Source organism: Curtobacterium sp. MCSS17_008 (assembly GCF_003234185.1).
GTDB lineage: Bacteria > Actinomycetota > Actinomycetes > Actinomycetales > Microbacteriaceae > Curtobacterium.
This window is the reverse complement of record NZ_QKSM01000004.1, coordinates 97103-111451: the sequence shown is the minus strand read 5'-3', so window position 1 is coordinate 111451 and position 14349 is coordinate 97103. Positions and strand designations below refer to the sequence as shown.

Below are 14349 nucleotides of genomic sequence, written 5' to 3'. Positions count from 1 at the left end.
CGCGCCCGGTGTCAGGCCGGCGTGGACTGCAGCAGGCGGTTCACCGCGATCATCGCGCCGCCCACCACCGCCGGGACCCCGCCACCGGGGTGCACCGACGCGCCGACCCGCCACAACCAGGGCCGCCAGGGGTCGTTGTACGAGGGGCGGTGGAACGGCCCGCTCTGCCACGGCGGACGCGCCGCCCCGTAGAGCGCGCCGTGGGGTTCGCCGCCCACGCCGTAGTGGTGCGGGTCGAGCACCACCTGCTCGTCGAGGAGGTCGGTGATCGGCCGGTCGAGGCCCATCACCCGTGAGACGCGGTCGACCTCGCGCCGCACGAAGGGGTGCTCGACCGTGTAGTGGCCACCGTCGGCGGGGGCGGTGAGCAGCACACCGACGGTGCTGCGCGTGTTCGGGTACACCTCACCCGCACGGTACTGGTTGACGAACACCATGGTGTCCGCTGGCTCGTCGCCCGCCTCGAGGCTCCGGTGGAGCGCAGCGGGCTTCGTCGGCAGCACCACGCTGTGCGGCGCGAGGTCCGCCGGCAGCTCCTCCCGCAGGACGCCGTAGAGCGCGACGGCCGAGCAGGAGAGGGCGCGGGGGCGCCGACGGGGGAGCGTCGGGATCCGTGATGGACCGGTCAGTGCGGCGAGCCGATCGGCGTCCACCGCGCTGACGACGAGGTCGGCGGGGTGGCGTCCGGCCTCGGTGGTGACCGAGCCGCGCTCGATGTGGGTGACGGCCTCACCGGTGCGGACGTCGACGCCTGCCGCCTCGGCCAACCGGCCCAGTGCGAGCACGACCTCGTAGACGCCACCGCGGGGGACCCAGGCCCCGGTCTCCGCCATGATCGCCGGCATGCTCGCGTAGAGGGCCGGGGTACGAGCGGGTGAGACGCCCGCGTTGAGGGTGTGGATCGCGATGATCTCGCGCAGCCCGTCCGGCAGCCACTGCAGGCCGTCGAGGTACGCACGCGTCGTGAGGCGCGAGCCGTAGACGGCCAGCAGCCTCCGCACGGCCGGAAGGGCGGCACGGTCGAGGGGGTCGGCGAGCAGCAGCTCGGTCACGTCGTCGGCGAGGGGCGCGTGCAGGTCGGAGAACCGTCGCCAGGCGGGGTACCAGGGGTGGTCGGGTGCCACCGGCAGGGAGGTCTCCTCGCCCTGGTGGTAGTAGCGGCCCACCTCGGGCATCCGCACCAGGTCGAGGTGACCGTCGTCCCGCACGCGGTCGTCGCCGCGGGCGCGGTCGCCGCTGGCGCGGTCACGGGCACTTCCGCCGTCGCCGAGCCGCCGCAGCAGCTCGTCCCACACCGCCGGGAACGTCACCAGGGACGGGCCGGTGTCGACCCGGTCCGCTCCCAGCTGGATGCGACGGCTCTTGCCGCCGAGCTCGGTCGAGGCCTCGAGCAGGGTGACCCGGTGGCCTGCGTGCGCGAGCAGCGCGGCGGCGGTGAGTCCACCGATCCCACCGCCGACCACGACGATGCGGCTCACGGGCGACCCACCAACACGATCGAGACCATCAGCAGCACCCCGGCGAACGACCCCGCGATGTACGGGAAGGCGACCGACAGACGGTACAGGCGGTGCCCGGTCTCCGGCGTCGGGTCGCGCAGCAGGGCCACCACGAGCACGCCGGCGATCAGGAGGTTGACGGCGGCCACGGGGATGCTCACCACGGCGAACAGTGCCGTCGAGACGATCCACCAGGCCCCGCTCCACAGGGCCGTCCCACAGGCACCGAGCCGCACCGCGGTGGTGGTGATGCCCGCGTCGCGGTCCTCGACGATGTCCTGCACGGCGTCGAAGGCGTGCTTCGCCACGCTCCAGGCCATGAGCCCGACGGCGGCCGGCCACACCGGCGTCGTCCCGAGGGCCACGGGCACGATGACCAGTGGCAGCGCGTAGGCCGCGTTGCTCAGCGAGTCGAGGAAGGGCCGCGCCTTGAAGCGCAGCGGCGGTGCGGAGTAGAAGACGAACACACCCGCGTAGAGCAGGATCGCGGCGTTCGCGAGCGGCGGCAGCGTGAGGGAGAAGGCGACGAGGAACGGGAGGTTGGTGACCGCGACGGCCCAGGCGATGAGCCGCACCTCGGACTGCCGGATCCTGGCACCCTCGATGGAACCCTTGCGAGGGTTGGCCGCGTCCGTGTCCTGGTCGTAGATGTCGTTGACACCGTAGATGAGCAGGTTGAACGGCAGGGTGAGCCACAGAATGACCGGCAGCGCGCGCAGGTCGAACAGCGTGCCCGTGAGCCACACGCCGACGAGGCCGGAGCCGATGGTGTTGATCCACAGCACCGGGCGCGAGACGAGCACCAGGCGGCGCACCGCCACACCGATCCTGGGCACCGCGGTGCGCGAGGTCAACTCGCTCCCGTCGGTCACCCGGCCGAGCGTACCCGGCGCAGGTCGACGTCGGCGGAGGCTTCCGGGGCACACTCGGCGGATGCGCATGATGCTGCTCACCGCCGGCACCCGGGGCGACGTGGAGCCCTTCGCCGTCCTCGCGCGACAGGCCGCCTCCCGCGGTCACGACGTCCGGCTGGCCCTGCCCGACGACGCGGAGGCGCCCGAGGGGGTGGACGCCGTGGCACTCGGTCTGGACGTGCGGCGGATGCTCTCCCCCGCCGGTCGCACCCCTCGGGCGCTCGCACGCCACGTCCGTGACGAGGTGCGGCACGGGATGCGGCGGCTGTTCGCCGCCGCGGTGCGTGAGACGGTCGCCTTCGACCCCGACGTGGTGGTCCACCACCCGCTGGTCCTCAGTGCGCCGATGGTGGCGGACTCGCTCGGTGTGCCGCGCGTGCTCGTGGAGTTCGCGCCGGTGGCCACCCCGAGCGAGCGGTTCCCGGCGGCCGGCGGCCCCACGGCCACCCGCGACCTCGGCGCGGCCAACCGGTTCACCTACGCCGTACCGCGCGCGGCCGCACGCCTCCTCGACGCCGACGTGGCGCGCGCCGCTGCCGGGCTCCCGGGTGGTCGTCGTCCCGCCCGGCGGTCGCCGTCGCGCGCGACGCTCATGGCCGTGAGTCCCGCACTGCTGCCGCGGCCCGACGACTGGCCGGAGCGGGTGCACCAGACGGGGGCCTGGTACGACGGGGCGGCCTCCCCCGACCCCGTCGTCCGCGAGTTCGTGGACGCCGGCCCCTGCGTCGTCGCCTCGTTCGGCTCCATGGCGAGGGGGGACGCGTCGGCGCGGGGGCAGGCGATCGTCACGGCCGCCCGCTCCCACGGCCTGCGGGTGCTGCTCGTCACCGGGTGGGGTGGGCTCGCGTTGCCACCGGGGTGCTGCGGCCCGGACGTGCTGGCGGTACGGTCGACGCCGCTCGACGCGGTGCTGCCGCGCGCGACGCTCGCCGTGCACCACGGTGGGGCCGGCACCTCCCACGCCGTCGCCCGGGCCGGCGTGCCCGCCGTCGTCGTGCCCGTCACCGCCGACCAGCCGTTCTGGGCCGCCCAACTGCACCGTCTCGGGGTGGCCGCCGCCCCGGTCCCGCTGCGCCGCGCGTCGGCCGGTGCCCTCACGCAGGCGATGGGCGACGCCCTGTCCCGACGTGCACGGGCGGCCGAGGTCGGCCACCTCGTGCGGCGGGAGCACGGGGTGCAGCGGGCGCTCGACGTGCTCGAGTCCCTCTGAGTCGCGGGCCCCGTCGCCTGGGCCCGGGCCGTCAGAGGGCGGACGGGAGGCGCGGCTCGGCCGCCTGCGCCGCGACCGCCTCCACGGGCGGTACCGACCGCCACCGGCGCCGCAGGCGGCGGGGTCGATCGTCGCGCCAGGCGACCAGGCCGCCGGCGACGACGCCCAGCGCGAGCACCGCGAAGGCGAACAGCCCGATGAGCCCGGCGGGCACGATCCGCGCAACGTCCTGCAGGTCGACCGTGGCGGAGACCGCGATGGACCCGAAGTCCCAGAACGCGTGCAGCAGCACCGGGACGAGCAGGTTGCCGGTCAGCCGACGGGCCAGGTACAGCGTCGAGCCGAACGACGCGGCGAACACCACCTGGACGACGGTGGTGCCGACTCCCGCCCCGGCGAGCACGTTGAGGAAGTGCAACAGCCCGAAGAGCACGCACGAGGCGATCCAGACGCCGAACTCGGGCAGGCGTCGCCGCAGGCCGACGAGCAGCACCCCGCGGGTGAGCAGTTCCTCGAACACCCCGACGAACAGCACCCCGACGGCCAGCAGCACGAAGTAGCGGACGGGCTGCGCTCCCCACTCGACGAGCGGCAGCCGGGCGACGCACACCACGGCGATGAGGACCGGCGCGGTGACCGTCCACCGCAGCGCCGACCTCCCACGGTCGACCGTCGCGACCCGCCACCAACCCAGTGCCGTCACGTACACGCAGAGGACGACGACGGCGATGCCCTCGGGGATCACGAGCGCTCCCACGACGCTGTCGACCGTCCGCCCGAGGGAGCCGTAGTCGTCGCTCGGCCGCGAGCGCCAGGCACTCACGGCGGCGAAGGTGACGAGCGGGGCGAGGCCGAGCAGGAGCGACGGCGGCACCGGCCAGCGCCGCACGGTGGGACGAGCACGACGTGCGGGCGCGGAGGTGGTCACCCGCCGTTTGTACCATTGACGCATGCGTCTGCCCTCCCTCTCGACCATGGCGGAGGACTACGTCAAGTTGGTGTGGAAGGCCGGGGAGCGCGGCGACGGGGGTCTGGCGACGCGTGACATCGCGGCCGCGCTCGGGGTGTCGGCCTCGACGGTGTCCGGCAACCTCCGGAAGCTCGACCGTGACGGCCTCATCGAGCACACCCCGTACTACGGCGTCGTGCTCACCCCGCTCGGGCAGCAGGTCGCGGTGGCGATGGTCCGACGGCACCGGCTCATCGAGACCTTCCTGGTGCGGCGGCTCGGCTACTCGTGGGACGAGGTCCACACCGAGGCCGAGGCGCTCGAGCACGCCGTGTCCGAGACGTTCCTCGACCGGGTGGACGCCGACCTCGGCCACCCGACGCACGACCCGCACGGCGATCCGATCCCGGCGGCGGACGGCACCGTCCCGTCGTCCCCGGGGACGCTGCTCGGCGCGATCGAGCCCGGCGCGTGCGGGGTCGTGGACCGTGTGTCGGACGACGACCCGGCGCTGCTCCGGTACTTCGACGAACTCGGGGTCGGCCTCGGCACCCACCTCCGGGTGGAGCGCGTGCGCGACTACGCCGGGGTGATCGCCGTCGCCCGCCGGTCCCCCGACGGCGAGGAGTCGCTCGTCGACCTGCCGGCCGCCGCCGCGTCGTCGATCTGGCTCGCCCCCGACGCCGACTGACCCCCGTCGCCGCGCGGCCCCCGTCGTCGCGGCCTGCCGCCCCGCCGTCCCCAGCACCGTCCTCAGCACCCCTGTGGTCGCACGACACGCCGCTCACCTCCGCCGCCGACGGCGCGTCGTGCGACCGGAACGCCCGCCGACAGCGCGTCGTGCGACCGGAACCGCGCGCACAACCCGCCAGACAGGAGGCTCGGCGCCAACCCGCCCCACGCCTCCAGACCCGTCGACCAGGTCGCACGACACGCCGCTCACCTCCGCCACCAACGGCACCTCGCGCGACCGGAACCGCGCGCGCCCCCGCCGGACAGGAGGCTCGGCGCCAGCCCACCCCACGCCTCCAGACCCGTCGACCAGGTCGCACGACACGCCGCTCACCTCCGCCGCCAACGGCACGTCCTGCGACCGGAACGCCCGCCGACGGCACGTCGTGCGACCGGAACCGCGCGCAACCCGCCAGACAGGAGGCTCGGCGCCAGCCCCACCCCACGCCTCCAGACCCGTCGACCAGGTCGCACGACACGCCGCTCACCTCCGCTACCAACGGCACGTCGTGCGACCAGAACGCCCGCCGACGGCACGTCGTGCGACCGGAACCGCGCGCAACCCGCCAGACAGGAGGCTCGGCGCCAGCCCGCCCCGCGCCTCCGGACCCGTCGACCAGGTCGCACGACACGCCGCTCACCTCCGCCACCAACGGCACGTCGTGCGACCGGAACGCCCGCCGACGGCACATCGTGCGACCGGAACCGCGCGCAACCCGCCAGACAGGAGGCTCGGCGCCAGCCCGCCCCGCGCCTCCAGACCCGTCGACCAGGTCGCACGACACGCCGCTCACCTCCGCCGCCAACGGCACGTTGTGCGAACGGAACGCCCGCCGACGGCACGTCGTGCGACCGGAAGGCTGCCGCGCCCGGCCGCCGCCGCGGCGCCTGCCGCGCCCGGCCGCCGCGCCCGCGCCCTAGGCGGCCGGCGCGCCCGCCCGCCGGAACGGCGCGCGCAGCGTCGGCAGGATCGACGCCCGGTTCACCCAGAGCACCGCGACGGCCAGCAGGACGTGCACCGCGCTGAGCACCCACCGCCCGCCGGTGTCCGTCACGACGAACTGCACCGCGAACAGCGCCACGAGCGCGAGCGCCGACCACCGGTGGAAGCGCAGCGCGATGATGATCGCCACCCCGAGCACGGTCTGCGACGCGGTGAGCACGAACTCCTCGACCTGCCGACCGTCGAGCGGCAGCCCGCCCGTGGTCCCACCGCCGAGCACGTGCGCGATCGGCAGCGACCCGACGAGCAGCGACCACTGGTTCACCTTCGAGGCGATGAGCGTCCCGATCGCCGCGCCGCCCATCCCGCGCAGGGCGAAGAGCGCGGCGACGATGAACTCGGGGGCCTCGGTCGCGAGCGGCGCGAGCCACTGCACGAGGAAGTAGCTGTCGATGCCGAGCGCGCCGCCGGAGGCCACGAGTGCCTCGGCGAACGGCTCCGCGGACGACAGGATAACCGCGGCGGCGACCACGAAGAGCCCGACGATGGTCCACCGGCGAGCACGCTGCGGCATCGAGGCGATGTCGCCCGCCATCCCGACGAGTTCGTCCTCCCCGTCGTCGGGCACCTTCGACGCCCGCCACAGGTACGCGGCGAACGCGGCGAGCAGCACGAACCCGAACCACAGCGGGATGGAGCCCGTCAGCGGGATGAGGAACGCGACGACCGCGAGCAGCGCCAGGAACCCGATGTCCAGCCGCGAGGACCGCTCCAGTTGCAGCACCTTCGTCGTCGACGCCGGCAGGGCTCCGGCACGGACGTACCGACGGGCGACGAGCAGCGAGACGATCACGACGAGCGGCCAACCGAAGCCGAGCAGCAGCCGGTTCGAGCCGGTCATGTTCGCGGCGGCGAACTGCTCGTAGGCGGGGTCGGAGCCGGAGCGGAACGCGTAGTACAGGTCGACCGCGTACTCGGGCAGGACGGCGATGAGCGCGAGGATCGCGATCGCGAGCGCTCCGGAGATGTCCTTCTGCGCGGCCTCGGCGGCCCAGGCGAGCAGGAACGAGGCGGCGACGACCGCGCCGCCGGAGACGAACAGGTCGACGACGGGGTCCGGCGCGGACCCGCTGATCCGGAAGACCACGGCGGGCAGGGCGACCACGATGCAGATCGCGATGCGCCCCCAGGCGCTGCGGCCCATCCGGGCGGGCGGGGCGTGCTCGCGGGCAGGCGTGGGCGTGGAGGTGTCGATCACGGGGATGGTCCCTTGGTCGGGGCCGCACCGGAGACGCGGGGATGGGGGAGCGCTTCGGCACGGCAGGACGGCCGAAGGTCTCGCTCGCCCGCCGGGTGGGACCGGCGGGTGGTGCACCGGGCCGATCTTCGTGATGGCCAGTGTGTCGATGCACGCGCTGGGAGCTACTCCCCTTCGCCGACCATGCTGCCGTGCCCCGATCCGCTCGTGCAAGCCGATCGGCCCTGTTCGTCGAACCGAATCCAGGTCTTCTCCGGCCCGCCACGGAACAGTGCGGTGCCGCGCGTGCAGACGTCGGGTCGCGGGCGCGCATCCGACCGCCGCTGCCGGACGGGAGGCGCGTGGGTGCGCCGCACCGTGCCTCCCAGCCGTCCCGTGGTCACCCGGAGGCGCGCTTGCCGCGTCCCAACGCCATCTCGCGTCGGGCGCGCTCCAGGGCGAGCGCGGACGCGGCGTCCGGGTCGCGCAGGATCCGCTCGGTCTCCTCGACGTGCTCCCGGACCGCCTCGCCGCGTCGCTCCGCGACGTCGGCCAGGACGGGGGCGACGACGTCCTCACCGAGTGTGACGAGCGCGCGACTCAGGGCCAGCCGGGTCTCACGGTCCCCCTGCCCGAGCTCGCGGGCCAGATGCCGGGCGAGTGCGGGTCCCTCACCGTCCGGAGCCAGCAGGACCGCCGCGCGCCACGCCGTCCGACGCACGCCGGGGTCGTCGTCGCCGAGCCGGTCCACGACCTCGGGGTACACGGCGCCGTCGCGGATCTTGGACAGCGTGTGGAGCGCCTGCGAGCGGGCCTGCGCCTCGGGTCGGTGCAGTTCGTCGACCAGGCGCGGCACGACCGACTCCGCCGGCAGCCGCACGAGCGCCCACGTCAACGCCTCACGCACCTGCAGGTCCGGATCCACCGCGCACTGCTCGACGAGCACCTCGAGGTCGGACGGCCGCGCCTCGGTGCCCGCGGCCATGACGGCGCGGAGTCGGGCGGACGGGCGGGGGTCGGTGAGGGCGTCGGCGAGGGTGGTCATCCCCTCATGCAACACCGTGTGACCGCTGGTTCCGTGCGCGGGGCCGAGGCATAGCGTGGACCGGTCCCCGGCCGACGGCCGTGGGGCACCGACGACCACGAAAGGACCCCGCATGCCCCGCATCGGAACCAGCGACCTGCACGTGTTCCCCCTCGCCCTCGGCGGCAACGTCTTCGGCTGGACCGCCGACGAGCAGACCTCGCACCGGGTGCTCGACGCCTACACGGGTGCCGGCGGTGACTTCATCGACACCGCCGACGTGTACTCGGCATGGGCTCCGGGCAACGAGGGCGGCGAGTCGGAGCGGGTGATCGGTTCGTGGCTGCGAGCGTCCGGCAAGCGCGACGACGTCGTCGTGGCGACGAAGGTCTCGCAGCACCCGCAGTACAGCGGGCTGTCGGCGTCGAACGTCGCCGCGGCCGCCCGCGCCAGCCTCGAGCGTCTCGGGACCGATCGGATCGACCTGTACTACGCGCACTTCGACGACCAGGACACCCCGCTCGAGGAGACCGTGCGGGCGTTCGACCAGCTCGTCCGCGAGGGGCTCGTCCGGTACACGGCGATCTCGAACTACTCGCGCGCACGGGCGGAGGAGTGGATCCGCATCGCGAAGGAGCACGACCTCGCGCTGCCCGTCGCCGTCCAGCCGCACTACAACCTGGTCACCCGCGAGCCGTACGAGTCGGAGATCGCCCCGCTCGCCGCGTCCGAGGGCCTCGGCGTCGTGCCGTACTTCGCCCTCGCCGCGGGCTTCCTCACCGGGAAGTACCGGACGGCGGACGACTTCGCCGGCAAGGACCGCGAGGGACAGGTCTCCGGGTACTTCTCCGACGAGGGACTCGCGGTGGTCGGTGCCCTCGACGAGATCGCCCGGGGCCACGGGGCCGAGATCGCCTCGGTCGCCCTGGCCTGGCTGCAGGCACAGCCCGACGTCGTCGCGCCGATCGCGAGCGCGCGGAACACCGAACAGCTGCCGGCGCTCCTGGCGTCCGCGGACCTGGAGCTCAGCGCCGAGGAGCTCCGCACGCTCGACGAGGCGTCCGCGAAGGTCCCCGCCGCGTCCTGACGCCCCGTCACCAGACGCGACGTCGGCGGTCGCCCGCAGTGGGACCGCGCTGCGAGGACCTGCCGACGTCGCGTCCGGCGGAAGGAGGGTCAGGCGCCGCTCGGGGCGAGCGAGCCCGTCAGGGGTTGGCCCGACGAGCGCGTGGCGAAGCACGAGATGAACGTGCCGCCACGGTCCCAGGTCTCCTGGTCGGGTGCGTACGACCCCTGCACCTGCACGTCCCCGTACGTGGCGGCCGCGGCGGTGTCGATCGCCTGTGCGCTCTGGCAGACCTCGGACGCCTGCGCGGCGAGTGCGTCCGGCCCCGGCCACTGCCCGGCGTTCACCTGCACCCGAGCGGTCAACTGGGCAGCGTGCGGGGACGCGCAGTCGACCACCGTGTAGGTCTGCGCCCACGCGTCGGTGTACGGCGAGAGGCACTCGCCGCCCGCGAGGTCGGTCCACGGGTGCTCGCCGGGTGCCGCCGGGGTCGTGGCGAACTGCAGGGGCTGCGCCGGTGCCGACGGTGCGGCGGCCTCGGAGGACGGTGCCGCTGAGGGCGAGTCGGCCTCCGACGGCTCCGAGGTCGCGCTCGCGCTCGCGGCCGGGGCGCGCTCCTCGCCGATGGAGCCACCGAGGATCCAGCGGGTCAGCCCGAAGACCGCCAGGAGCATCAGGACGATGAGCACGACCGCGCCGACGACGAGCAGCTGCTTGCCGCGCCTGCCCTCACCGGCGAGCCGGCCGAAGCCCTCGTTGATGAAGTTGTCCCGTTCGCCGTCGTCACCTCCGGCCGACCCGGCAGCCGACCCGGCAGCCGACCCGACAGCGGTCCGGGAGCCGTCCTGGGTGCGGTCCTGACCGGGTTCCGGGACGGCCGACCCGGTCGGGCCGCCGACCGCGGGCATCATCCGGGTGCGCGGATCGTCCGGGTCGTACCCGGTGCCGCCGAGCTGCCCCACGGCCGCCGTGCCGAAGAGGTCCTTGATGACGCTCGTGTCGCTCGTCTCGCGGCCGTCCCACTCGGACTGGTCGAGGTCGTCCGGCGCAGCGGCGGGCAGACGCTCCGCGGACTGCTCGTCGCGCTCGGCGGACTGGTCGGGCTCCGCGCGCTCGTCGTACTGGTCGGGCTCCGCGCGCTCGTCGTGTCCGCTCCGTGCGGCGGCGAGAGCCCCCAGGTCCTGCCCGACCGACGGCGGCAGGTGGGCGGGGTAGGCGGCGGTGGCGTCGTGCGCGTCCGGCTCGACCAGCGGCGGGGCTGCCGTCGGGGGCACGGTGGCGTCGGGCTCCGCCCACCAGGGGCTGGTCGCGGCCGCGACGGGCGCCGGCGTCCCCGGGGCCGTCGTGTCCTCGTCGTCGTCCCCAGCGTCACCGGCAGGCACCTCGTGGGCCACCGCGGGCAGTGCCGTCGTCGGGGTGTCCTGCTCGGCAGCACCCGAGCCCGCGTCCGGCGCCGGTGCCGGTGCCGGTGCCGGTGCCGGTGCCGGTGCCGGTGCGGCGAGCAACTCGCTCGGCAGCCCACCGGCGGGGGTGTCGACCTCCCCGGACACGACGTCGTCGTCCGAGTCGTCCGCCAGCGACCACGACCCGGCTCCGAGCGCCGTCGTGTCGAACCGGTCGGTGGTCAGCGTCGTGGGGACCTCACCGGTCTCGGCGTCGCGGATCGCCCAGTCGAACGGCCGCTCCGTCGCGCCCGTCCGCGTGGTGTCCTCCGTGCCCTGCAACCGCAGCAGCTCGGTGAAGCTCGGCGGCTCGTTCGTCGGCGCGGCCGGTGTCGGCGGCAGCACGTTCCCGACCCCGAGCGGCTGCGCGACGGGACCGGTGGGCGTCTGCTCGGGCGCGGGCGGCTGCGAACCCGTCGCCCGGCCGAGCCAGTCGACGTCGCTGCGGCCCTGCCCGAACGGGTCGAGCCGACGGCGTTCGTCGTCGACCTCGCGGTTCTCCGCGGCACGCTGCTCGCGGTGGCGCATCGCCGTGGGCAGCGAGATCGAGGACGGGTGCGACACGGTGCTCGTCGGCGGCACCGGCGCCGCGGGCGGGATCCGCTCCCCCAGCGTCTCGCGCTCGTGCTCGACGGCCGCCTGCGGGTTGACCGAGGGCTCGCGGAGTTCGTCGTCCATCCGGATCGCCTGCGTGGCGCCGGCGTCGTCGGTGGGAACCGCCGAGGGGGTCGCCGCGGGCGGCACGGCGGCCTCGTCGGTGGTGGGCTCGAAGGGCTCCGGCAGCGGCGCACCCGTCTCGCGGGCCGCACGCTCCGCCTCACGCCGCTCGCGGCGCGACGGCCACTCGTCGGCCGCACGCGGCGCGCCGAAGATGTCCGCGGCGCTCCGCAGCCCCCGGAACGGAGCGTCCGAGGCGGACGCGCGCTGGGCCTCCTGTCCGTCCGCCCCGTCTGCCGGGCCGGCCGTACCGTCGGGCTCGCGCGCGTCGTCCGGACGCTCCCCGGTCACGCGCTCAGCCCCAGGTCGGCCAGTCCGATCGCCGCGAAGTAGGGGTAGCCCGCGGCCTCGATGCGCTCCTTGGCGCCGGTGTCGCGGTCGACGACGACGGCGACGGCCGCGATGACCGCCCCCTCGCGCTCGAGCGCCTCCGCTGCCTTGAGCGGCGACCCGCCGGTGGTGGAGGTGTCCTCGAGCACGACGACGCGCTTGCCGCGGACGTCCGGGCCCTCGACCTGGCGGCCGCGACCGTGGTCCTTCGGCTCCTTCCGCACGACGAACGCGTCGTAGGCCAGTCCACGTGCGGCGGCCTGGTGCAGCACGGCGCTCGCGATCGGGTCGGCCCCCATGGTGAGACCGCCCACGGCGTCGACGTCCGGAACCTGCTGGAGCAGGTCGGTCATGACCTGTCCGATGAGCGGCGCGACCCGGTGGTCGAGGCTCACCTTCCGCAGGTCGATGTAGTACGACGCCTGCTTGCCGCTGGTCAGCGTGAAGTCGCCGTGGAACACCGCGTCGGCGGAGATGTGCTGGATCAACTGGTCGCGCGTGTCGGTCACAGCCCACAAGGGTAGTCGTTCGGCCCCGGATCGCGCCCGCCGGCGTCCGCAGGCGGCGTCGACCCGTGCTGGGTACGCTCCGCTGCATGCCCCAGACCGCGCCCGGACCGGGTCCCGCGCCGGTGTCGGAGCCGGTCGCGATCGCACCGGCCCCGGCGTCGCGTGCGCGGCGTCGGTGGTCGGCGGTCGGACGGGAGGCACTGGGCGCCGTCGTCGCGCTGGCCCTCTCCGTCATCGCCCTGCGGCACGTCGTGGCGACCGAGCGGGTCGCCCTGCTCTGGTACGACGGCGACTCCGTGCTGCTGCCGCTCGTCGAACGCTCGATCCGGCTCGGGCAGCCGTTCGAGTGGGCGATGTCACCGGCACTGTTCTTCTTCCCCGAGCTGCCGGTCTACCTGCTCTGCTCCCTCGTGACCGCGACGCCGCAGCAGGCCCTGGCGCTCAACGGCGTGCTCGTGCTGCTCGCCGTGTACGCCCTCGTGCGGGCGGCAGCGGACGAGCTCATGCCCGCCGCGCGACGGTCCGCCCGGATCGCGGTGTCGGCGCTCGCACTCGGCTTCGTGACGGCGGTGGTGCTCACGGAGTCGTCGGCGACCGCGACGTCGCTCGAACTCGGGTCCCTGCTGCTCACCACGACCTACTACTACGGTGCGCTGCTCGCGATGCTCGGCACCGCGGTGCTCGTCCTCCGGACGGTGCGCACCGGACGGGCGTCGGTCACCGTCCTCGTGGTCACCGGCCTCGTCGCCGCGTGCACGACGGCGTCGAACCCGCTGTACGTGCCGTGGTCGGCGGGCCCGGTGGTCGTCACCCTCGTGCTGCTCGCGGTGGCACGCCGGTTGCCCTGGCGCCCGGCAGCGTGGATGTCCGGTGTGCTCGTCGCCGGGTCGGTCGTCGGGTACCTGCTGCGCATCCCCCTCGCACCGTTCGTGTCGCTGGACCCGTCGACGTACGTCCACCCGGAGCGCGCCGGGGCCACCCTCGCGTTCTTCGCCGCGCTGACCGACGACCGGGCGGGGTCGGCGGCCGGCGACGTCGGCCTGCTGCTGCTGTTCGTCGGCGTGGTCGCCTCGGTCGGCGGCACGGTGTGGGCCTGGCGGGTGCGGACCGCGCGGACCGTGCTCGTGGCGACCGTGCTGCCGCTCGTCACCGTCGTCGCCGTCTCCGTCGGGGTGGTCGTCGCCGGTTCGGAGACGCCGCGGTACCTCGAGCCCGTCGTGACCGCCCCGCTCCTCGCGCTCGTCGCGGTCGGCGAGCTCGTCCGCACCGCGGTCCGCCGGACCCGCGTGCACCGCCCGGGTCGGGGCCTCCGTCTCACGTTCGCGGTGGCGGGCACCGTCGTGCTCGTCGCGGGGATCGCCACCGCACCGGGGACGATCACCGCCGTCGCGACCGCCCGGTACGCGCCGGCGGCGTGCCTCGACCGCTGGGCCGACGGACGGCAGGTCACCGGCGTCGGGCAGTTCTGGACGGTCCGGCCCCTGGCGGCGTACGCGTCGACGGACGTCGAGCTGCTGCAGGTGCGGGACACGTTCGAGACCTACCCGTGGCTCGTCGACCTCGGCGCCTACCGCGACGCCCGGCCGACCTTCGTCGTCATCGGGGCGAACGACGTCTGGACCACGGCGGTCGAGGACTCGCTCGGCAGGCCGGCCACGATCACCCACTGCACCGGCTTCGACGTGTACGACTACGCCGGTACGCCCGGTGCCGAGACCCTGCGGCGCGACGTGGTGGGCAGCGCCGACCGGATCCGACGCGACCGCGGGTTCTGAGA

Annotated in this window: 11 protein-coding genes; 4 read left to right on the top strand and 7 right to left on the bottom strand. The window is 74.7% G+C overall.

The window, feature by feature from the left end:
* Window positions 1-11: 11 nt before the first annotated feature.
* Together DEJ23_RS06235 and DEJ23_RS06230 are read right to left on the bottom strand one after the other, a co-directional pair.
* Window positions 12-1478 carry an NAD(P)/FAD-dependent oxidoreductase gene (locus tag DEJ23_RS06235; RefSeq protein ID WP_111239412.1) on the bottom strand — a complete coding sequence of 489 codons (1467 nt, stop codon included), beginning with the start codon at window positions 1476-1478 and terminating at the stop codon, window positions 12-14.
* Complete coding sequence (locus tag DEJ23_RS06230) at window positions 1475-2371, bottom strand: UbiA family prenyltransferase (RefSeq protein WP_111239411.1); 897 nt, start codon at window positions 2369-2371, stop codon at window positions 1475-1477. Before DEJ23_RS06230 ends, DEJ23_RS06235 begins: the two co-directional genes overlap by 4 nt.
* Window positions 2372-2432: 61 nt before the next feature.
* On the opposite strand from DEJ23_RS06230, the gene DEJ23_RS06225 reads away from it, so the two are divergent.
* Window positions 2433-3623, top strand: a complete 1191-nt coding sequence (locus DEJ23_RS06225) for a glycosyltransferase (protein WP_111239410.1) — start codon at window positions 2433-2435, stop codon at window positions 3621-3623.
* Between the two features lie 31 nt (window positions 3624-3654).
* Here the strand turns inward: DEJ23_RS06225 and DEJ23_RS06220 are convergent, their stop codons facing one another.
* On the bottom strand, window positions 3655-4551 hold the full coding sequence (locus DEJ23_RS06220; protein WP_111239409.1) for a CPBP family intramembrane glutamic endopeptidase: 897 nt from the start codon (window positions 4549-4551) through the stop codon (window positions 3655-3657).
* A gap of 22 nt (window positions 4552-4573) precedes the next feature.
* Here DEJ23_RS06220 and DEJ23_RS06215 point away from each other — a divergent pair, with 22 nt between their 5' ends.
* Window positions 4574-5263 (top strand): metal-dependent transcriptional regulator, encoded by a 690-nt coding sequence (locus DEJ23_RS06215; RefSeq protein ID WP_111239408.1) that lies wholly within the window; start codon window positions 4574-4576, stop codon window positions 5261-5263.
* 958 nt (window positions 5264-6221) lie between these two features.
* Here the strand turns inward: DEJ23_RS06215 and DEJ23_RS06210 are convergent.
* Together DEJ23_RS06210 and DEJ23_RS06205 are read right to left on the bottom strand one after the other, a co-directional pair.
* Window positions 6222-7505, bottom strand: a complete 1284-nt coding sequence (locus tag DEJ23_RS06210) for a sodium:proton exchanger (protein ID WP_258375287.1) — start codon at window positions 7503-7505, stop codon at window positions 6222-6224.
* A 379-nt stretch (window positions 7506-7884) separates the two neighbouring features.
* Complete coding sequence (locus tag DEJ23_RS06205; RefSeq protein WP_111239407.1) at window positions 7885-8529, bottom strand: HEAT repeat domain-containing protein; 645 nt, start codon at window positions 8527-8529, stop codon at window positions 7885-7887.
* 112 nt (window positions 8530-8641) lie between these two features.
* Between DEJ23_RS06205 and DEJ23_RS06200 the strand changes: the two genes are divergently transcribed.
* Entirely contained in the window at window positions 8642-9595 is a 954-nt protein-coding gene (locus DEJ23_RS06200; RefSeq protein WP_111239406.1) for an aldo/keto reductase, read from the top strand.
* An 89-nt stretch (window positions 9596-9684) separates the two neighbouring features.
* On the opposite strand, the gene DEJ23_RS06195 is transcribed toward DEJ23_RS06200, so the two are convergent.
* Entirely contained in the window at window positions 9685-12024 is a 2340-nt protein-coding gene (locus DEJ23_RS06195; RefSeq protein WP_111239405.1) for a septum formation family protein, read from the bottom strand.
* Complete coding sequence (pyrE, locus tag DEJ23_RS06190) at window positions 12021-12572, bottom strand: orotate phosphoribosyltransferase (protein WP_111239404.1); 552 nt, start codon at window positions 12570-12572, stop codon at window positions 12021-12023. Before pyrE ends, DEJ23_RS06195 begins: the two co-directional genes overlap by 4 nt.
* Before the next feature lie 86 nt (window positions 12573-12658).
* On the opposite strand from pyrE, the gene DEJ23_RS06185 reads away from it, so the two are divergent.
* Window positions 12659-14347, top strand: coding sequence for a hypothetical protein (locus DEJ23_RS06185; RefSeq protein WP_111239403.1), 1689 nt, complete (start codon window positions 12659-12661; stop codon window positions 14345-14347).
* Window positions 14348-14349: the final 2 nt, after the last annotated feature.